This window comes from Oceanimonas sp. MB9 (assembly GCF_011319775.1).
Lineage (GTDB): Bacteria > Pseudomonadota > Gammaproteobacteria > Enterobacterales > Aeromonadaceae > Oceanimonas > Oceanimonas doudoroffii.
The window spans coordinates 920,332-939,417 of the sequence record NZ_VFBE01000005.1; the positions used below are offsets into that span (position 1 = coordinate 920,332).

The following is a 19,086-nucleotide window of genomic DNA, read 5'->3' on the forward strand; positions in this document are numbered from 1 at the left end:
TATGGGGGCGGCGACCCGCCAGCATCGGCACTCGGCCGGGTGCTTGGATGGCTGCCGTTGCACGGCAAAATGCGGGCGAAGTCGCCCGCATTTCAACGCATCAGTCGGCGTTGTCTTCCACCGGCTCGTAATCGTCGTCGCTGCCGCCGCTCATGGGTGAGCACAGCCGGTGTACTCGGCGCGGACCGATCACCTTGAGGTACTTCATCCACACCTTGGCGTGGCGCAGCTCAGGGGCAGCCTGTTGCTGCACCTGCTCGATAAAGCGTTGTTCGTCGTCGGTTACCGGAGGCCGCTGGCCGGTATACAGTCCGAGCATGGCGTGGCCGCATTGTTCCAGCAGCTGGGCTTCGGCCACCGTGAACTCGCCGCAACGACGCAGCCCGCGCGGAAAGTGGGTGAAGTCCTGAAACGGCTTGGCTGACTCAAAGCTCATATGCATTCTCACTCTTACAGGTACTGGGCATTGATATTCGCGGAAAGTATGGCACCCGTGCCCACTACGCAAAATCAATTTTCTTTACGTGTCGTGAAAAATCACTTTATGAAAATTTTGTAGGCAAGCCCCGCCGCCTCAGGACGCCGGCTCGGTGGCGTCCAGGGTCAGCTCGATAAAGCGCGGATGCTGGCGCAGCGGGTCGAATTCTTCGTCTTCCGCGGCCACATGCCGCAAGTGCACGTTGTTTTCCACCGCCAGCTCCAGATCGCTCAGGGCCTGCTCTTCATGGCCCATGCCGGCATTGGCACAGGCGCGCTGATAGAGGGCATGGGCGTTTTGCGGATCTACCTGCATCACCCGGTTGCACAGGCTCAGTGCCCACTGACGTTCGTTCATCATCAGGGCCGCATCGGCCTTGTGGGTGAGGGCGTCGAGATCGCCGGGCTTGATGTGCAAAATCTGATCATAAATGTCCATCTTGGCCTGAGGGCTTTGCTCCTGGCTGGCCCGCAGCCAGAGCGCGTGTACTTCCTGGAAGCGTTCAATTTCCCGGTAGTTCTCTGCAATGACTTTGGTTTTTCGCTGCAGTTCGCGCTCAATCTGCCGAAGCTTGCGCTCGTAGGTATCGGTGATCTGCTTCATTTGGGTTTCCACGTAATCCCGGGCGGTTTTCTTCAGCTCACGCAGTGACTGCCAGCCCACGATGGCCAGTACCGAGGCGGCTCCGGCCAGCAGGTAGAAGAAATAGGTCACGGTAACGTTGGCGTAGCTCATGGCCTTGTCGGCCACTCCCAGCTCTTTTTGTACCACCTCTTCCTGCACGTTGACCCGAAACTGGGCCATTTCGGTGCGCAGCGCCTTGAGCTCGTCGAGCATATAGCGCTCCATCAGAGGCGTAAGCCGAGTGCGTACTTCCTCGGTGGGCTCGCCGGTCTCGGGGGCGGCGGCCAGGGGCAGGGAGCAACACAACATCAGTATGAAAGCGAACAGTCTGTGCATGTTAGTACCGGTTAATGACTGGGGGAGTGGCTGAAAACGAGCCAAGAATACCGCGATGATATTTCGCTTTCAAATGATCGGCTGCAAAGCCACTCTCGGCGTTGTGGTTAGTGGTCTAATGGTATTTTTTGGTGGTTCATCTGCGGTCTGTTTGATTTGGGCCCTGAATAAATCGTGGTTGCCTGCGCGGTTGTTGACAGGGTGATTAACGACGGTCCTGGTGGTTGAGTAAGGGCGCTTGTGATCCTTTTTTGAGAAAGGGTGATCTGCCTGGGCAGGAGCACGTGTGGGTGTGGAAGGGCGGCGCGCATTGAGGCTTTTGGAGGCGTCAGCCGCCCTTTTTCTGGTCGATTGGAGTGTTGCGCGACATTTTTTTTCGTTCCGCAGAAAAGGGGCAGGGAAGCATTTGGAGCTCATTTGGAAATGAAGGAACAGCCCTGTGCTGGCAAGGGCTTAGGCGGGTTGGGGGAGGGGCGTTTGAGGCTGGTGGGGGGGAGTCCATAAGGGTATAAAAAGCGTTATGTTCAAATTAATTTCATATAAGTCGCCTTGCAATTGATTAGTGGTTTGTTAGGTTAATAAAGGATTTTTTGATTCGCCCACTAACCAAAAGTGATTAGAACCATAAATTATGGATACTACAGTTGACCTACAACTTGTGTTGCGACATCCCAAAGCGACGGATGGTCGTAACGTCAATCTGCTGATTGACCGCTGCAAACCCCTGGACACCAATTCCACCTACTGCAACCTGCTGCAATGTTCGCATTTTGCCGATACCTGCATGCTGGCCGAAGACGAGGAAGACGGCTCCCTGCTGGGGTTTATCTCTGCCTACCGCAAGCCCGCCGAGCCAGACACCCTGTTCGTGTGGCAGGTAGCCATAGATAAACGCGCCCGCGGAGAGGGACTGGCCCGCCGCCTGCTCGACAACCTGCTTGATGCCGATGCCTGCCAGGGCGTACGTCGCATTGAAACCACCATCACGCCCGACAACGCCGCTTCATGGGGGCTGTTTGACAGCCTGTCCCGGGACAGAGGTGAGGGCGCCGGCACCCGTCATGTGCTGTTCGATCAGGAGCGCCACTTCGGCGGCGACAGCAAAAGCGAGATCCTCTATCGCATTCCGCTCGCCTGAGCCCATCTCCCCAGTTTTTTCGCTTTTTAACGATTTGAATCGGACTTTTAAGGAGTCGTGATGAGTATTTTTGACGTAATGGAATCCAGTGTACAAACCTATGCCCGCTCATTTCCGGTGGTGTTTGACCAGGCCAAAGGCGTGTGGCTGCACGATCGCAGCGGCAAGCGTTACCTGGACTTTCTCGCCGGCGCCGGCACCCTCAACTACGGCCACAACCACCCGGCCCTGAAAGAGGCGTTAATCGAGTACATCCAGCATGATGGCATCGCCCACGGCCTGGACATGCACACCGACGCCAAGGCGCAGTTTCTGAGCGCGCTGCAAAACATCATTCTCAAGCCCCGTGGCCTGGATCATGTGGCCCAGTTCACCGGCCCCACCGGCACCAACGCGGTGGAAGCGGCCATGAAGCTGGCGCGCAAGGTCACCGGCCGTGAAAACATAGTGGCCTTTACCAATGGTTTCCACGGCGTCAGCCTGGGCGCCCTGGCCGCCACCGGCAACCAGCACCACAGAGGCGGCGCCGGCACCGTGCTGGCCAACGTCACCCGTCTGCCCTATGACGGTTACGCCGGCACCGGTGAAGACAGCCTGGTGCTGTTCGAAACCATGCTGAACGACAACTCCAGTGGTCTCGACAAGCCCGCCGCCGTGCTGTTTGAAGTGGTACAGGGCGAGGGTGGCCTGAACGCCGCCTCTGTTAAGTGGTTGCAGCGCCTGGAGAAAATCTGCCGTGCCCACGACATTCTGCTGATTGCCGATGACATTCAGGCCGGTTGCGGCCGCACCGGTACCTTCTTCAGCTTTGAGCCCGCCGGCATCAAGCCCGACATCATCACCCTGTCCAAGTCCCTGAGTGGCATGGGTCTGCCCTTTGCGCTGGTGCTGCTGCGTCCGGATCTGGATCAGTGGGAACCGGGTGAGCACAACGGCACCTTTCGCGGCAACAACCACGCCTTTATCACCGCTCGCAAGGCGTTGGAAACCTTCTGGCAGGACGACGAATTCGCCACTGGCGTGCGCGCCAAGGGCGAGCTGCTGACCCGTCGCCTGCAAACACTGGTGGACAAGTTCCCGCAGCTGTTTGAGCGGGTGAAAGGCCGCGGCATGATGCAGGGCATTGCCTGCGTTAATGGTGACATTGCCGACGACATTACCTCCCGCGCCTTTGAGCTGGGCCTGGTGATTGAAACCGCCGGCCCCGATGACGAAGTGGTCAAGTGCCTGTGCCCGCTGATCATCACCGAAGCCGAGCTGACCCAGGGCCTTGACTGGCTGGAGCAGGCCATTGTCGACGTGGCCGCCAAGCGCCTGAAAAAGGCGTCCTGAGTCATTACCGCGAAGTCGGGATGTCAGAACCATCAACGCCATGGCATGAGCCATGGCGTCAAATACGAACAACCAAAGGAAACATCATGATCGTACGTACGCTTGCCGACTGTGAGAAAACCGAGCGCCGCGTTGAGTCCGAGACCGGCACCTGGGAAAGCACCCGCATGCTGCTCAAGGACGACAAGATGGGCTTTTCGTTCCATATCACCACCATCTATGCCAACACCGAGACCCACATTCACTACCAGAACCACCTGGAGTCGGTGTATTGCATGAGCGGCAACGGCGAAATCGAGGATCTGGCCACCGGCAAGATTTACCAGATTGAGCCGGGCACCCTCTACATTCTCGACCAGCACGACGAGCACCTGCTACGCGGTGGCAGTGAAGACATGAAGCTGGCCTGCGTGTTCAACCCGCCGCTCACCGGCAAGGAAGTGCACGACGCCGACGGCGTTTATCCGCTGGAAACGGAAACCGCGAAAGGCTGAGGCAAGTCATCTGTGCAAAGCATCGGCGGGGATTGCTGTAGCCGACCGTCAAATGCCAGGGCCGAATAATTGTTCCTGCATTTTCGGCATTCCCGCCATCCATGGCGGTCAGATACATTTGCCGAGCGCCCATGGGGCGAGCTTGCTCGCCGTAACGAATCAGTAAAGTCTGACCGAACATTAAGTATGTTCGCAGCAGGCTTTACTGGTGAGTGGCATCCCCCGAAGCGTGCCGGCGGAATGTAACCACGCCGGTGATTTGCCAAGGCATTATTTCGCACCTTTTCACTGGGCAGGGCGGTAAAGACCCAGGCCCACTGAAAATGTGCGCTCCACACCATTCAAACATTCATTTCAGGGAACGGGAGAGCAATAACGTGTTACATACAGTAGAAAAAATCGGCGGCACCTCCATGAGCCAGTATCAGGCGGTGCGCGACAACATAGTGCTGTATAACCGCAATAACGATAACTACTACCAGCGCATGCTGGTGGTGTCCGCCTTTGGCGGCATTACCGACGGCCTGCTGGAGTGCAAGCGCACCGGCGCGCCGGGGGTGTATGCCACCTTTGCCGACGCCGAAGACGATCAGGCCTGGGAGCAGGCGCTGGACAACGTGTGCCAGCGCATGGCCCAGATCAACGAAGAAATGTTTGGCGCCACGCCGGAACGGGCCCTGGCCGATGCCTTTTTGCAAGAGCGCATTGCCGGCATTCGCGACTGCCTGCACCAGCTGCGCCGGGTCTGTGCCTTTGGCCAGTTTCAGCTGGCCGAGCAGCTGCAGACCATACGAGAGCTGCTGGCGGCCATGGGCGAGGCCCACAGTGCCCACAACATGGTGCTGTATCTGCGTCAGAGCGGGGTAAACGCCATTCTGATGGATCTGACCGGCTGGCGCACCGACGACGCCCTGCCGCTGGACGATGTACTGACCCAGGCCCTGGCCCGGGTGGATCTGTCCTCGCAGCTGCCGGTGGTGACCGGTTACGCCCACTGCAAGGAAGGGCTGATGAGCAGCTTTGACCGGGGTTACAGCGAAATGACCTTCAGCCGGCTGGCGGTGCTGAGCGGGGCCCGGGAAGCCATTATTCACAAGGAATATCACCTGAGCAGTGCCGATCCGCGCCTGGCCGGTGAGGACGAGGTGATTCCCATCGGCCGCACCAATTATGACGTGACCGATCAGCTGTCCAACCTTGGTATGGAGGCCATTCATCCCCAGGCCGCCAAGGGCCTGCGCCAGCAGGATATTCCGCTCAGAGTGCGCAACACCTTTGAACCGGATCATGAGGGGACGTTGATCACCACCGATTACCGCAGCCCGGCGCCCTGCGTGGAAATGGTAGCCGGCCGCCGCAACCTGTTTGCGCTGGAGTTGTTTGATCAGGACATGGTGGGCCGAGTGTCCCATTACGCCGAAGGCTTTACCGACGAGCTCGACAAGATGCACCTGAACCTGGTAGCCAAGGACATGAACGCCAATACCCTGACCTATTATGTGGCGGGCAACCGCAAGCAGGTGCGCCGACTGGTCGGTTCACTGCAGCGTCGTTTCGGCAACGCCGAGGTGAACACCCACAAGGTGTCGCTGGTGTCGGCGGTGGGCAGCGACATGAGCATTCCCGGCCTGTTGGCCCGCTCGGTGGGCGCCCTTAACCGCGCCGAGGTGCCGGTGCGCGCCGTGCATCAGTCGCTGCGGGCGGTGGAAATGCAGTTTATCGTGGATGACGAGTTCTACGAGCAGGCGGTGGTGGCCCTGCACGATGAACTGGTACAGACCCACGCCGACACCGTGGCTCTGGCGGTGGCGTAACAAGTGGCGGCCGCCTTGTCGCCGCCATGTTAAGTTGACGGGGCCGGCACTGCCGGCCCTTTTTCATTGGCGTTGCCGGCGGGTTTGCACCCGCCAAAGCGGCGCCTGCAATATTCCACGCCTTCCGTCCATCCCCGCATTTTGGCACACTGCAGGTACTGCTTTATTTCAATGAGAACCCGTTATGGCAAAACGTGCCTGTGCCCTGCACATACTGGTAAAAACCGAAGCCGAATGTCTCGCCCTCAAGGCCCAGATCGACAAGGGCGCTGATTTTCACAAGCTGGCCAAAAAGCACTCCATCTGCCCGTCCGGCAAAAAGGGCGGCGATCTGGGCGAGTTCAACAAGGGCGATATGGTCGGCCCCTTTGACAAGGCGGTGTTTACCGGCCCCGAGCTCAAGGTACAGGGACCGGTGAAAACCCGTTTTGGCTATCATCTGATCAAGGTGCTTTACCGCAGCTAATATTTTCACTCATTCATCCGGACGGCGTTCATGTATCTTGAGCATGTCGAGATTCGCAATTTCCTCGGGCTGAACCAGCTTTCCCTGCCGCTGGAACAGAGCACCGCCCTGATGGGGGAAAACGCCTGGGGCAAAACCAGCCTGTTTCGTGCCCTGTGGCGGCTGATGGGCCGGGGCGCCTGCTGCTACGATTTTGCCGAAGAAGACTTCTACCGGGTGGAAGAGGGGGAGCCGGCCACCACCTTGTCCATTACCCTGACCTACCGGGAGCACAGGCCCGGGGTCAGCCGCCATTCCAATCGGCTGGCGCGACTGGAGCCGGTCTGGGTGGCCCACAAGGATCACTTCAGCCGAGTGCATTACCGCGCCAGTGCCCGGCGGGGCAGCGGCGGCGTCATCAGCCGCCACGAGTTTCTCGACGGTGCCGGTAATCCCATTACGTTGCCCGACACCCACGGCCTGGTGCACCAACTGATTGAAATGAACCCGGTGTTCCGGCTGCGGGATTCCCGGGGCGCGCCCCAGGATCTGCCCATCGTCAACCTCAATGGCGACTACGAGCAGCTGCTGGGCCGGCTCAGCGATCAGCTGGCGGAGGAAGATGAGCTCAGCCGGGGTGAGATCAAGGCCGGGTTGGACGCGGTGCGCCAGCTGTTTGAGCACTATTTCACACCACAGGGCGCCACCAGCCGGGCGCCACGCCGGGCCCGGGACATCGCCATTCACCCGGTCACCTTAAGTCAGTTGGGCAAGTTCAACGACTGGCAACCCCTGGGCGAGGAAAGCGGACTGTCGCTGGCGCTGGCGGCGGTGGCCCGTACCATACTGCAGGCCCGGGGCGGACGGCCCATCGAGCCCGGCGCCCGGCCCATGCTGCTGATTGAAGATCCGGAAAGCCGGCTGCACCCCACCATGCTGGCGGCCACCTGGGGCATTCTGGACCGTTTTCCCGGCCAGAAGCTGGTTACCACCAATTCCGGCGATCTGCTGTCGGCCTTTCCTTTGAACCATCTGCGCCGGCTGGTGCGGCTGGAGCACGAAACCCGCAGCCTTGGCCTGGGCAACGAGCGTTACAGCGCCGAAGACATGCGCCGCATTGCCTTTCATGTGCGCATCAACCGGCCCATGTCGCTGTTTGCCCGTTACTGGCTATTGGTGGAAGGCGAAACCGAAATCTGGCTGTTGTCGGAGCTGGCACGTATTTGCGGCTATGTGCTGCCGGCCGAAGGGGTGCGCATTATCGAATTTGCCCAGTGCGGGCACAGCCCCCTTATCAAGGTGGCGCGGGACTTCGGCATTGGCTGGCACCTGCTCACCGATGGCGATGAGGCCGGGCAGAAATACGCTCAGGGGGTGCGCAGCATGCTGCGCGGCGAACGGGAAGGGGATCATCTCACCGTGCTGCCCCGGGCCGACATTGAGCATTACATGTATCACAACGGCCTGGAGCCGGTGTTCCGCCAGGAAGCCAATATCTTCGACAAGCATACCCCGCCGTCGCGCATCATCGAACGGGCCCTGAGCCGGCGCAGCAAGCCGGGCATGGCGCTGGCGCTGGTCGAAGCCATTGAGCCCCACGGCTCCGAGCGGGTGCCGGTGGAATTGCGGCGCATGTTTGCCCGTATGGTCGCACTGGCCCGCCGACAACGGTAGAATGCGCCCCGAACATTTAACGGAGGCAAACCATGACAGAATTGCTGCCGGCGCGGTTGTTCGCGCCCCTGGCTCTGAGCGCGGTGGCGGCCCTGGCGCTGCTGGTGTGGGTACTGAAAAACGGCGATCTCTGCCCCGGCCAGCGCCGGCGCATCGGCGACGGCGCCATCTCGGTATGGGCGGTGTTTGGCCTGGCGTTGATGCTGGGGGTGGAGGCGGGCGTGCCGGCCTCCCTGCTGTGGCTGGGGGGTGCCACCCTGGCGGTGGGCCTGGGCACCGTGTTGTATCAGGCGCGCATGCAGGGCAAGCGCAGCCTGGGAGTGAGCTGGCATTATCCGGCATTGGTGCTGGCGCTGCTTTATGCCGCCCTGGTGGGCTGGCGCATGGGCCCGGGTTGGGCAGTGCTGGCGGCGGGTGCGGGGGGCTGTGTATTTGCCCACCTTATCATGGTGCGTGCCAAACACCGGCTGCAGGCCTTTAACGTGCTGTTGCCCCTGGTCGGCTCCGCCTTTGGTGTGCTCTGGCTGCTGGCACTGGCGGTGCGCGCCGCCGGCATTGACGAAGCGGCCCTTGAATCCCTGGTGTTGCCCTTTGTGCAGGTAAGTGCCGCCGTGCTCATTGGTGCCCTGGTGTGGTTCTTGCCACTGTTGCGCAAGGAGCAGACCAAACCACCGGTGATCGCCGTTGCCGCACTGTTAATTATCGGGGCGCTCACCCTGGGGCAGGGCATGCTCTGGCACATGGCCGGTAACATTAGTTAAACATCAAATTTTCTCGCCAAGTCACAAATTTTTCTCGTTGTACTTGTGATTTGGCGCTTTCTAGAATGCGCGCCTCTTGATTCGGAGGCGTCATGCACCTTGTTCCCCTTTACACCCATTTAATCCTGCTGACCCTGGGCAATGCCTTTTTGGTGACCCTGGTAGCCGTGTATTTGAACGGCCAGGGCGCGCCGGCGGCGCAGATCGGCCTGGTGGGGGCGGCCTTTTACCTGGGTATGCTGGGCGCCAGTTTCTTTGCCGACAAATTCATTCAGCGCCTCGGCCATGTGCGTGCCCTGGTGGTGTGCAGTGCCGCGCTGGCGCTGGCGGCGGTGGCGCTGACCTGGACCAGCCTGTTGCCGGTGTGGTTGGTGCTGCGCATGGTGGCGGGCATGGCGGCGGCCATCAGCTTTGTGGCGGTGGAAAGCTGGGTGCTGGGTGTGGCACCGCTGAACCGTCGTTCCAGCGCCATGGCCCGTTATATGCTGGTGTATTACTTCAGTTACGGTGGCAGCCAGCTGTTTATTGACTGGATTCCCGCCAGCAGCCAGCTCGCCTTCTGGCTGGCCGCCGGCCTCTGTGCCTCGGCGTTGTTACCGCTGTGCTGGGCGAGCACGCCAAACCTTGACGCCGAAGGCGCCGCCGATGGTGCCATGGCTGGCAAGCCGCCCCGTGCCGACCGGGCCCTGGGGCTGGCCGGTTGCCTGGTGGCAGGCATGCTCCTGGGCGCCCTTTATGCGCTGATGCCCATTCAACTGGAGCAGCTGGCCCTGGGTGACGAGGTGGGGCTGTATATGGCCTGGCTTATTCTGTGCGGCATGGCTTTTCAGCTGCCCAATGGCAGCCTGGCCGACCGGCTGGGCAAGCGCACCATGATGGGCGTGCAGACCCTGATGGTGGGCGGCGGTTGTCTGCTGGTATGGGAATTTGGTGGCAACAGTGTGCTGATCCTGGCCTTTGCCCTGGTGGGCGCGGGCGCCTTTACCCTGTATCCGACCACCATGTCCTATGCCTGCGGCAAGATGCATGGCCGTGCCCTGGTGCGCATGACCCAAAAGCTGATGTTTGCCTACAGCATTGGCTCGCTCACCGGCCCGGTAATTGCCGGCATGATGCTGGAGCGGTTTCAGGCCGGGTTGTTCCTGTTTATCATTTTGCTGGTGGCGGGGTGGGCCCTGTGGTTGCTGCTGGCTCGCCTGGTACTCGACAAGCCCCTGGGCGATGCGGTGTAACGGGAGTGGACGCAATTTCGCTCTCGTCATGCCCGTGAATGCCACTCAAAGGCCTGCGCAAGCAGGCCTTTTGCTTTTGTGCAGAATGAAACCCCGCGGATGACGACCCGGTCTTAAGGGTGTAATGTCTGCATAATAACGATCCGTGTTCTAGTTACAGGGGGTTTGTCATGAACATCAAACAGTTATCCATGGTGGCCGTGCTGGCTGCGCTGGGCCTGGGCGGTTGCGCCAATACCGACGTCTATTCCGGCGATGTTTACGGCAGCAGTGCCGCGGGCCGGGCACAAAACGTGACCTACGGCACCCTGGTGTCGGTGCGGCCGGTTAAAATTCAGGCCGGGGATCAGAATCCCAACGTAATCGGCACGGTAGGTGGCGGTGTTATTGGCGGCATTGCCGGTAGCAGCATCGGTGGCGGCACCGGCCGTTCCCTGGCCACCGCCGCCGGTGCCATTGCCGGCGCCATGGTCGGCTCCAAGGCCGAGGAAAAAATCAACCAGGTCAACGCGGTGGAGCTGGAAATTCGCACCGACAGCGGCGAGAACCTGGTGGTGGTGCAAAAGGCGGATCGCAGCTGGCAAGCGGGCCAGCGGGTGCGCATGATAGGCTCCGGCAGCAGCATGAGCGTGGCACCTTACTGAGAAAACCGATAAAAACAAAAAAGGCGCCGCAAGGCGCCTTTTTTGTTTCACAGGAAATATTTATTATTTCTTAGTGTTTTACAGTCCTGTCTTCCCGGGCTCAGTTAGAATTGTGCCAAGGAAGGTGCAGAAATGGCAAGCATGGTTGCGCAGACTGTAAAAATGACGGTTATCACTAACTCTTTCATTGTTTACCTTCCTCAACAGTGGGCTGTGTGATCACTATACCGGCATGGTGGGTGCTTTTCAATCGCCATTTTTGTTTTTGATGTGGTTTTTGTAGTGGTTGGTTGCTGTACCTCCTGTTTTTGTTAGTTTTCATTGCCAAAAGCTGACATTGGTGGCCTTTTTCTGTTTTTAGATATGCTAGATAAAAAAATATTTTATATAAAAATCAATGCATTGTGGTTTTTCGTTGTTTATGGTGACGCTGGTAGTGATGTGTGGCAAAACAGCCCTTTTTATGGAAAAAGTATTGCCGTCGGCGCCCCGTGTGAACGGAATCGGGGCTTTCGATGGGGTGGTGAGCTTAATAAATGACCGTCGATTACCATGGGCCTCGTCAACCGCCGGGTGCCCAAGGTGGATCCCGCGGCCCGGGGCCACTGCATTAGCGCGCCGCTTTCTGCTAGACTGCGCGCCAGCTTTTTTGGCATTAACGTGTTTATAAACGAACAGGGGTTTTGAGTTTGGCGCAGTCGGTTGAACAGTTGCAGGCAAGGCTGAAGGAATGCAGGGGCGCAGAGCGCGGGCGGTTTCGCCGTCGGCTGCAGGGCGTGGCAAAGCTCAATGAGTCCAAACGGCAACAGGTGCTGGAGAAGATCGCCCTGGAAATTGCCACCTCCATGGCCGAGCGCAGCCGCCGACTGGCATTGCTGCAAAGCCCCATCGCCTATCCCCCGCAACTGCCGGTGAGCGACAAGCGCGACATCATCAAACAGGCCATCCAGGATCATCAGGTGGTGATCATCGCCGGTGAAACCGGCTCGGGCAAAACCACCCAGATCCCCAAAATGTGTCTTGAGCTGGGACTGGGGGTCGACGGTACCATAGGCCACACCCAGCCCCGGCGGCTGGCGGCCCGCAGCGTGGCCACCCGACTGGCTCAGGAGCTGGGCTGTGAGCTGGGCGAGCGGGTCGGCTTCAAGGTGCGTTTCAGTGATCAGGCCAGCACTGAGACCCAGGTCAAGCTGATGACAGATGGTATTCTGTTGGCGGAAATTCAGCAGGACCGTTGGCTTCGCCAGTACGACACCATCATTATCGACGAGGCCCACGAGCGTAGCCTCAACATCGACTTTATTCTGGGCTACCTGCGCCAGTTGCTGCCCAAACGCCCCGATCTCAAGGTGATCATCACCTCGGCCACCATAGATCCCGAGCGTTTCTCCAGTCACTTTAACGACGCGCCCATTATCTCGGTGTCGGGCCGCACCTATCCGGTGGAGCTGCGTTACCGCCCGCTGGTGGACGACAACCGGGAGCGGGATCAGCTGCAGGGCATTTTTGATGCGGTGACCGAGCTCACCCAGGAAGGCCCCGGCGACATTCTGATCTTTATGAACGGCGAGCGGGAAATTCGCGACACCGCCGACGCCCTGCGCAAGCTGGAGCTGCGCCACACCGAGATAGTGCCGCTGTTCTCGCGGCTGTCCAACGCCGAGCAGAACCGCATTTTTGAATCCCACTCCGGCCGGCGCATTGTGCTGGCCACCAACGTGGCAGAAACCTCGCTCACCGTGCCCGGCATTCGTTATGTGATTGATCCGGGTACGGCCCGCATCAGCCGCTATTCCTACCGCACCAAGGTGCAGCGCCTGCCCATTGAGCCGGTATCCCAGGCCAGCGCCAACCAGCGCATGGGCCGCTGTGGTCGGGTGGAAGCGGGCATCTGTATTCGCCTGTACAGCGAAGAAGACTTTTTAAGCCGGCCGGAATTTACCGACCCGGAAATTCTGCGCACCAACCTGGCCTCGGTGATATTGCAGATGCTCTCCCTGGGCCTGGGCGACATCTCCGCCTTTCCCTTTGTGGAAGCACCGGAAAACAAGAACATCTCCGACGGCATTCGCCTGCTGGAAGAGCTGGGCGCGGTCGAGAGCGAGAAAAACGAGCTCACGCTCACGCCCCTGGGGCGGGACTTGTCCCGGCTGCCGGTGGACCCGCGCCTGGGGCGCATGGTGCTGGCGGCCCGGGATTACGGCTGCGTGACCGAAGTCATGGTGATCACCGCCGCGCTCAGCATTCAGGACCCTCGCGAGCGGCCGCTGGAGAAACAACAGGCCGCCGCCGAAATGCACCGCCGCTTTGCCGACAAGGACTCGGACTTTGTCGCCTATATCAATCTGTGGAACTACCTGAAAGAGCAGCAAAAAGTGCTGAGCGGCAATCAGTTCCGCAAGCAGTGCATGAATGAGTTTCTCAACTACCTGAGAGTGCGGGAGTGGCAGGACATTTACAGCCAGCTGCGGCTGGTGGTGCGTGAGCTGGGCTTTGCGCTGAACAGCACGCCTGCCGGGTTTGATGGCCTGCACCGGGCCTTGCTCACCGGCATGCTCAGCCAGGTCGGCCTGCGAGATGGCGACAAAAAGGAAATCATGGGCGCGCGCAATGCCCGCTTTGTGCTGGTGCCGGGCTCGCAACTTGCTAAAAAGCCGCCCCGCTGGCTGATGGTGGCCGAACTCACCGAAACCCACCGTTTATATGGCCGCACCGCCGCCCGCATTGAGCAGGGTTGGCTGGAAGAGGCGGGGGATCATTTGCTCAAGTCCAGCTACAGCGAGCCGCACTGGTCGAAAAAGCAGGGCGCGGTCATGGGGTATGTGAGCAAAAGCCTGTTTGGCCTGCCGGTGGTGGTGCGCCGCCGGGTGAATTACTCCAGTGTTGACCCCAAGCTGTGTCGGGAGCTGTTTATTCGTCAGGCCCTGGTGGAAGGGGAGCTGCATACCCGCCACGAGTTCTTTCATCACAACCGGGCGCTGCTGGATCAGGCCGAGACCCTGGAGCACAAGTCCCGCCGCCGGGATCTGGTGATCGACGACGACACCCTGTTCCGTTTTTACGACGAGCGCCTGCCCGCCGACATCGTCTCCATTCGTCATTTCGACAAATGGTGGAAAGGGGCGCGCAAGGCCAACCCCGAGCTGCTGCACTTTACCGAAGAGATGCTGCTCAACGAGCGCGCCGGCGCCGTGACCACGCGCGATTATCCGGACGCCTGGCAGCACGACGGCCTGAACCTGCCCCTGGACTATCAGTTTGAGCCGGGCAAGGAAGAAGATGGCGTGACCGTGCGGATTCCGCTGCCGCTGCTCAACCAGGTGGCCGCCGAGCCCTTTGTATGGCAGGTGCCGGGGCTGCGCCGGGAGCTGTTGATCGCCCTGATCAAGTCCTTGCCCAAGCCCATGCGCAAGCACTTTGTGCCGGCGCCTAACTTTGCCGAGGCGCTGCTGGCGGCCATGACCCCATTCGAGGGCCCGCTGCTCGATCAGATGGAAAAACACCTGCGGCGCATGACCGGGGTGACCGTGCCCCGCGAAGACTGGGACTGGAGCGCACTGCCGGCGCACTTGATCATGCGCTTTGCGGTGGTGGACGCCGACGGCAAGGAACTGGCCGCCGGACGGGATCTGGAAAGCATCAAACTCAGCCTGCAGGGGCAGGTGCAGACCGCGCTGACCGAGGCGGTGGACGACGACCGCTTTGAGCAGGACGGCCTGCTGAGCTTTCCCGCCAGGGCCATTCCGCAAACCTTTGCCGCCAAGCGGGCCGGCTTTGAGGTGAAGGCCTATCCGGCGCTGGCGGATCAGGGCGACAGCGTGGCGCTGCAGTTGTGCGAAGACGAAACCAGCCAGGCCCAGACCATGTGGGACGGCCAGTGCAAGCTGCTGCTGTTGCAACTGCCATCGCCCATCAAATATTTGCAGGACAAGCTGCCCAACAAGGCCAAGCTGGGGCTGTATTTCAATCCCTACGGCAAGGTGCTGGATCTGGTGGACGACTGCATTCGTGCCGGCATTTATGCGCTTATGCGCGAGCACGGTGCCCCGGCCTGGACCCCGGAAGCATTCGAGGCCCTGAAAGACAGCGTGGCCGGCGAGCTCAACCCAACCGTAGCCGCCATTGCCCTGCAGGTGGAAGAAGTGCTGAGCCGGGCTCAAGTCATTAAAAAGCGGCTTAAGGGCAAGATTGATCTGGCCATGGCCATGTCCATGTCGGACATACAGGCCCAGCTAGACGGCCTGATTTATCGCGGCTTTGTGACCGACACCGGTGCCGAGCGGCTGAAAGACGTGTGCCGCTACCTGGAGGCCCTGAGCCGCCGGCTCGACAAGCTGGGCATAGACCCGCACCGGGACCGGGCACACCTGCTGAAAATTCAGAACGTGCAGACCGCCTATCAGGCCCTGCTGAAGAAGCAGCCCAAAGGCAAGCCGCTGGATGCGGATGTCAAAGTCGTGCGCTGGATGATAGAAGAGCTGCGCGTGTCTTATTTTGCCCAGACACTGGGTACGCCCTACCCGGTGTCGGACAAGCGCGTATTGCAGCAGATAGAAGCGCTCTGAAGCCGGCCTTCTGCTTGCCCCGATAGGGGGGCTGTGTTAATATCCGCGCGCTTTTTACAGGCGAAGACCGGTCGCAGTTTTCGCCATTAACCTTAAGAGAGACCATTATGTCATTCGTATTTGAAGCCGAAGTTCGTTCTGACCTGGGGAAAGGTGCGAGCCGCCGCCTGCGTCATGAAGACAAAGTGCCCGCCATCGTTTACGGAGCAGGCCAGGAGCCGGTAGCTATTGCTCTGGACCACAAAAAAGTAAACATCGCTCAAGCCGACGACGCTTTCTACAGCGAAGTGCTGACCCTGGTGATCAACGGCCAGGAAGTTAAGGTTAAGGCGCAGGACATTCAGCGTCACCCTTACAAGCCGAAGCTGACTCACCTGGACTTCGTTCGCGCCTAAGCGATACAAGTATCAGATAAAAAACCGCCGCAAGGCGGTTTTTTTATGCCCCTGAGTCAGGGTAAAAGCACCGCAAGCAGCACTCACGCACTTTACATGGCGTATTTTTACTTTCGCCATTGAGCCTGCCGCGTTATCCCGCCAAAATAGACCCTTTCGTGCACTGTTTGTGACAGGGAAGGGCGGCCTGAAACGACACGGGATCAGGGCCAGGACAAATCGGCCTGGTATGTGTACTGACAACGCGAGCTGGCATCGTTTTGCCATACCCTGAAGGCTGAGTTAAGCAGAGAAAACTGCTTTATGGTGAGATGCATCTGCGGAATAAACTGGCCGAATACCTCCAGCATTTTAATAATCGATTTCAACTGCCTCAAGTCTAAGTGATATGAGTTCGGTCGAATATGAAGCCCTGGTGGCCTAGTGGGGGGCGCGTGTCCGATTTATCGGGGGAAGATCACAGCTAAAGCCGCCGCTGCTTTAGGGAAAAGGAGAAAATATGGACATTGCAGTACTAACTTTCGATGGATTTAATGAGCTGGATTCATTTGTGGCATCGGGCATTTTGAACCGAATGAGAGACGCTGGTTGGAATGTAAAGATAACGAGTCCTTCAGACTCTGTCACATCCATGAATGGCGTTACCATTCAGTCTCAACAACCTCTTGAGTTTGCCAATGGTGCTGACGTCGTATTATTTGGTAGTGGCGTTCTAACCCGTGATATTGCACAAGACAGTGACATATTATCAAGACTAAAACTTAATCCTCTAACTCAGTTAATTGGTGGTCAATGTTCAGGGACATTGCTGATGTCTGTACTAGGCTTGCTACATCAGGTGCCAGCGTGTACAGATTTAACTACTAGACCCTGGGTCGTTGAGTCAGGAATTACGGTTTTAGATCAACCCTTTTATGCCGAAGGCAATATTGCGACGGCAGGTGGTTGTTTGTCATCAACGTACTTGGCTGCGTGGGTAATTAGCAAGCTGTCAGGTAGGGCACAGGCTGAATCGGCCATTCATTATGTTGCGCCAGTCGGTGAAAAAGAAAGTACGGTTAAACATTGCATGTCTGTCGTCGGTGCATATCTTTAATACTTTTTAACCAAGAGTGTTTAGTGGGAGCGCAGAAGGCAAACTGCAGGGGCAGGATGAGCCGAAGCGCCTGAAACGGCGGACACTCCTCAAGTGCAAAGTTTGTAGGATGTGGCCGATAGTGCAACACTGAAGCCCCTTGATAATCATGGATCATCAGCTGAGGAGCCAGCATGAAAAAAACCATCACCGCCTGTGCCTTTGGGGCTCTGCTCTCATGTTCAGCCATGGCCTCTGATGGAATGGTTGCCATTCCGAGTCAGTTTTCGGCCGAGGAAACCGCCATGCGTTTTGTCCAGATCGTGGAAGAAAAGGGCCTGACCCTGTTTACACGTGTCAATCATGCCGAAAATGCCACAAGGGTTAATCTCGATTTACGGCCGACCGAGGTGATCCTGTTTGGCAATCCGGTGGTCGGTACGCCCCTTATGCAGTGCGCTCAGGAAGCGGCCATAGAGCTGCCCCAGAAGGCGCTGATCTGGGAAGACGCCGAGGGCAAGGTGTGGCTGGCATACAATGATCCGGCGTATTTAAAGCAGCGTCACAACATACAGGGTTGTGACGAGGTGATTGATAAAATATCGGGTGTGCTGGGCACGCTGAGTCAGGCGGCCACAAGCCAATAACCCGACCGTGCCGTTATGGAGGGGCATTGCCCGGGGCCATCTTGGTTGGGTGCCCCGGGCGACTATGCGCCGTTACGAGAATACGTGCCTGGCCCAGCGGGTCAGGCCGGCGGTCACGCTGCCGAAGTGATCCCCAATCACAATGGGGGTGTGCTGAAACTGCTGTTGCAGAAACTGGTTCAGCACCGGTGAGCGGGCGGTACCGCCGGTCACAAACACCACCTCCGGCTGGGTGCCGGCCTGGTCTATGGCATCCTTCATCAGGCTGGCAATGCTGTTCAGCTCCCGCTGGCAGGCCAGGCCAAAGCCTTCTCGGTCCAGCCGAATACTGAGGCCGTCATCAATATCTGAAAGGTCTACCTGCTGGTGCGTGTGCTCCGTCAGCGCAATCTTGCTCTGTTCGGCGGCGTTCACCACTCGGTAGCTGAGCTTGTGTTGCTGCACCGTGAGCAGGCGTTTTACCAGCTCGGGCTGGGCCGCATCGCGCACCAGTTGCCGAAGAAAACGGCCATTGGCGGCACTGTAAAACTCGGTTTGCTGATTAATGTCGTTAATGGCCACCGCCTGCCAGTAGCCGTTTGCCGGAATGGCCTTGCCACTGGCAAGGGAGCTGTTCAGGCCAAAGGCCGGCATCATGCCTTTCAGCGCAAAGGCAATGTCAAAGTCGTTGCCGCCCACCCGTTCGCCACTGTGACTGAGCAGATCCCGGCCGCGGTCCTGAGAGGCCGCCTGCCGGGGCCCCATCAGCAGCATGGAGCAGTCCGTGGTACCGCCGCCAATGTCCACCACCAGCACGCGGGTTTCCTGGTCGAGGCTGGCTTCATATTCAAAGCCAGCGGCCACCGGCTCAAACTGAAATTCCACGTCCTTAAAACCCACCCGCCTGGCGGCCCGGGTCAGAATGGCCAGGGCCTGGCGGTTGCTTTCTTCCCCCCGCAAGCCCTGAAAATTTACCGGGCGGCCAATCACCGTCTGCGTAATGTTTCGGCCCAGGGCGGCCTCGGCCAGGATTTTTACATTGCTCATCATGGCCGCCACTATGTCTTCAAACAGCTCTATTTGCGGCGGCAACAGGCCACTGGCACCCAGAAAGGATTTGGGCGATTTGATGTAGTAGCCCTCATCGGGCTCTTGCAGATAGTGGGTTAATGCATCGCGGCCGAAGGACAATTCGGCAGGAATACCATCCAGCGCCAGCTCCCTGATCTCGGCCTGGCCCTTTTGCAGGGCAATGGCGCGCTGTTGCTTGAAGGTGGCCTGCTCCGCCGAAGGCAACTGCCGGTACAGCCAGTTAACAATCACTTCCCGGCTCGGGGCATACAGGTTAGAGGCGATATAGCGGCCATGATCGCCCAGCGGCAGAATGGCCGGGCGGTTTCCTTCCATCACGCCAACGGCGCAGTTAGATGTGCCGTAGTCAAATCCGATCATG

The 19,086-nt window shown here is 59.0% G+C and carries 16 protein-coding genes; 13 read left to right on the forward strand and 3 right to left on the reverse strand.

Going from position 1 to position 19,086, the window contains the following annotated elements; genetic code table 11:
• Nucleotides 1-100: 100 nt before the first annotated feature.
• Both maoP and OJHNALOF_RS07600 read right to left on the reverse strand, forming a co-directional pair.
• Nucleotides 101-436, reverse strand: a complete 336-nt coding sequence (gene maoP, locus OJHNALOF_RS07595; RefSeq protein ID WP_165661646.1) for a DUF413 domain-containing protein — start codon at nt 434-436, stop codon at nt 101-103.
• A 138-nt stretch (nt 437-574) separates the two neighbouring features.
• Nucleotides 575-1,438, reverse strand: coding sequence for a tetratricopeptide repeat protein (locus OJHNALOF_RS07600; protein ID WP_094199673.1), 864 nt, complete (start codon nt 1,436-1,438; stop codon nt 575-577).
• 631 nt (nt 1,439-2,069) lie between these two features.
• On the opposite strand from OJHNALOF_RS07600, the gene ectA reads away from it, so the two are divergent.
• From ectA to OJHNALOF_RS07665, 13 genes are all read left to right on the forward strand, one after another.
• Nucleotides 2,070-2,576 (forward strand): diaminobutyrate acetyltransferase, encoded by a 507-nt coding sequence (gene ectA / locus OJHNALOF_RS07605; RefSeq protein ID WP_094199672.1) that lies wholly within the window; start codon nt 2,070-2,072, stop codon nt 2,574-2,576.
• Nucleotides 2,577-2,636: 60 nt separating this feature from the next.
• Nucleotides 2,637-3,908: a diaminobutyrate--2-oxoglutarate transaminase gene (gene ectB, locus OJHNALOF_RS07610; protein ID WP_165661647.1), complete on the forward strand. Its 1,272-nt coding sequence runs from the start codon at nt 2,637-2,639 to the stop codon at nt 3,906-3,908.
• Nucleotides 3,909-3,994: 86 nt separating this feature from the next.
• Entirely contained in the window at nt 3,995-4,402 is a 408-nt protein-coding gene (locus OJHNALOF_RS07615) for an ectoine synthase (RefSeq protein WP_165661648.1), read from the forward strand.
• 377 nt (nt 4,403-4,779) lie between these two features.
• Nucleotides 4,780-6,216, forward strand: coding sequence for an aspartate kinase (locus OJHNALOF_RS07620; protein WP_245849815.1), 1,437 nt, complete (start codon nt 4,780-4,782; stop codon nt 6,214-6,216).
• A 184-nt stretch (nt 6,217-6,400) separates the two neighbouring features.
• The gene (gene ppiC / locus OJHNALOF_RS07625; protein WP_094199668.1) at nt 6,401-6,682 is read left to right on the forward strand and encodes a peptidylprolyl isomerase PpiC; all 282 of its coding nucleotides are present in this window, start codon (nt 6,401-6,403) and stop codon (nt 6,680-6,682) included.
• A 30-nt stretch (nt 6,683-6,712) separates the two neighbouring features.
• Nucleotides 6,713-8,335, forward strand: a complete 1,623-nt coding sequence (locus OJHNALOF_RS07630) for a DUF2813 domain-containing protein (protein WP_094199667.1) — start codon at nt 6,713-6,715, stop codon at nt 8,333-8,335.
• Between the two features lie 32 nt (nt 8,336-8,367).
• Nucleotides 8,368-9,096: a hypothetical protein gene (locus OJHNALOF_RS07635; RefSeq protein ID WP_165661649.1), complete on the forward strand. Its 729-nt coding sequence runs from the start codon at nt 8,368-8,370 to the stop codon at nt 9,094-9,096.
• Between the two features lie 92 nt (nt 9,097-9,188).
• Nucleotides 9,189-10,328, forward strand: coding sequence for an MFS transporter (locus OJHNALOF_RS07640; protein WP_094199665.1), 1,140 nt, complete (start codon nt 9,189-9,191; stop codon nt 10,326-10,328).
• Nucleotides 10,329-10,498: 170 nt separating this feature from the next.
• Nucleotides 10,499-10,972 (forward strand): glycine zipper 2TM domain-containing protein, encoded by a 474-nt coding sequence (locus OJHNALOF_RS07645; RefSeq protein WP_206063582.1) that lies wholly within the window; start codon nt 10,499-10,501, stop codon nt 10,970-10,972.
• Between the two features lie 689 nt (nt 10,973-11,661).
• Complete coding sequence (gene hrpA, locus OJHNALOF_RS07650; protein WP_165661903.1) at nt 11,662-15,537, forward strand: ATP-dependent RNA helicase HrpA; 3,876 nt, start codon at nt 11,662-11,664, stop codon at nt 15,535-15,537.
• Between the two features lie 107 nt (nt 15,538-15,644).
• Entirely contained in the window at nt 15,645-15,932 is a 288-nt protein-coding gene (gene rplY, locus OJHNALOF_RS07655) for a 50S ribosomal protein L25 (protein WP_094199663.1), read from the forward strand.
• Between the two features lie 499 nt (nt 15,933-16,431).
• Entirely contained in the window at nt 16,432-17,028 is a 597-nt protein-coding gene (locus OJHNALOF_RS07660; RefSeq protein ID WP_165661650.1) for a DJ-1/PfpI family protein, read from the forward strand.
• Nucleotides 17,029-17,201: 173 nt separating this feature from the next.
• On the forward strand, nt 17,202-17,654 hold the full coding sequence (locus OJHNALOF_RS07665; RefSeq protein ID WP_165661651.1) for a DUF302 domain-containing protein: 453 nt from the start codon (nt 17,202-17,204) through the stop codon (nt 17,652-17,654).
• A gap of 72 nt (nt 17,655-17,726) precedes the next feature.
• On the opposite strand, the gene yegD is transcribed toward OJHNALOF_RS07665, so the two are convergent.
• The gene (gene yegD / locus OJHNALOF_RS07670; RefSeq protein WP_165661652.1) at nt 17,727-19,085 is read right to left on the reverse strand and encodes a molecular chaperone; all 1,359 of its coding nucleotides are present in this window, start codon (nt 19,083-19,085) and stop codon (nt 17,727-17,729) included.
• Between the last annotated feature and the right edge of the window lies 1 nt (nt 19,086).

Bases quoted from the DNA above. Each gene is read 5' to 3' on its own strand.
- maoP (WP_165661646.1), bottom strand. From the start codon at position 436: ATGAGCTTTGAGTCAGCCAAGCCGTTTCAGGACTTCACCCACTTTCCG.
- OJHNALOF_RS07600 (WP_094199673.1), bottom strand. From the start codon at position 1,438: ATGCACAGACTGTTCGCTTTCATACTGATGTTGTGTTGCTCCCTGCCC.
- ectA (WP_094199672.1), top strand. From the start codon at position 2,070: ATGGATACTACAGTTGACCTACAACTTGTGTTGCGACATCCCAAAGCG.
- ectB (WP_165661647.1), top strand. From the start codon at position 2,637: ATGAGTATTTTTGACGTAATGGAATCCAGTGTACAAACCTATGCCCGC.
- OJHNALOF_RS07615 (WP_165661648.1), top strand. From the start codon at position 3,995: ATGATCGTACGTACGCTTGCCGACTGTGAGAAAACCGAGCGCCGCGTT.
- ppiC (WP_094199668.1), top strand. From the start codon at position 6,401: ATGGCAAAACGTGCCTGTGCCCTGCACATACTGGTAAAAACCGAAGCC.
- OJHNALOF_RS07630 (WP_094199667.1), top strand. From the start codon at position 6,713: ATGTATCTTGAGCATGTCGAGATTCGCAATTTCCTCGGGCTGAACCAG.
- OJHNALOF_RS07635 (WP_165661649.1), top strand. From the start codon at position 8,368: ATGACAGAATTGCTGCCGGCGCGGTTGTTCGCGCCCCTGGCTCTGAGC.
- OJHNALOF_RS07640 (WP_094199665.1), top strand. From the start codon at position 9,189: ATGCACCTTGTTCCCCTTTACACCCATTTAATCCTGCTGACCCTGGGC.
- OJHNALOF_RS07645 (WP_206063582.1), top strand. From the start codon at position 10,499: ATGAACATCAAACAGTTATCCATGGTGGCCGTGCTGGCTGCGCTGGGC.
- rplY (WP_094199663.1), top strand. From the start codon at position 15,645: ATGTCATTCGTATTTGAAGCCGAAGTTCGTTCTGACCTGGGGAAAGGT.
- OJHNALOF_RS07660 (WP_165661650.1), top strand. From the start codon at position 16,432: ATGGACATTGCAGTACTAACTTTCGATGGATTTAATGAGCTGGATTCA.
- OJHNALOF_RS07665 (WP_165661651.1), top strand. From the start codon at position 17,202: ATGAAAAAAACCATCACCGCCTGTGCCTTTGGGGCTCTGCTCTCATGT.
- yegD (WP_165661652.1), bottom strand. From the start codon at position 19,085: ATGATCGGATTTGACTACGGCACATCTAACTGCGCCGTTGGCGTGATG.